A 359-nucleotide genomic window follows, 5' to 3' on the forward strand; every position below is an offset into this window, starting at 1 on the left:
CGTCCTGCTGGGCGGGTGTGGGATGGTCGGGTCGGCGCCGGCGCCGCTCGCCGCCGAGTCGCCGCGGCAGTCGGGGGCGCCGGACGGCCTTGACGTCGAGCCGATCGAGCGTGCTCCCCATCGCGTCGGCGTGTCGTCCAGTACCGTTGAGAGCCTGGCCCGGCAGCATGCCTGCACCAGCCCGCAAGGCGCGGGCCAGCTGACCGAGGAGGGCCCGGTCGAGGTCTATCGCATGCAATGTGCGGATGGAAAAGTTTTCATGGCGCGTTGCGAGTTGCGCCAGTGCCGCAAGATGTAGCGGGCTCTCCACGAAGTCCACCCATCCCGGGCATTCTGGTAGTTGCATAGGCACATTTTCT

Annotated in this window: 1 protein-coding gene; it reads left to right on the forward strand. The window is 67.7% G+C overall.

The genetic code is table 11. From position 1 onward, the window contains the following. The coding region (locus KVT32_RS29170) for a hypothetical protein (protein WP_217619325.1) at positions 1-298 on the forward strand (298 nt) is incomplete at its 5' end. Positions 299-359 lie beyond the last annotated feature (61 nt).

The sequence above is a fragment of the Achromobacter sp. GbtcB20 genome, from assembly GCF_019091095.1.
GTDB lineage: Bacteria > Pseudomonadota > Gammaproteobacteria > Burkholderiales > Burkholderiaceae_B > Achromobacter > Achromobacter mucicolens.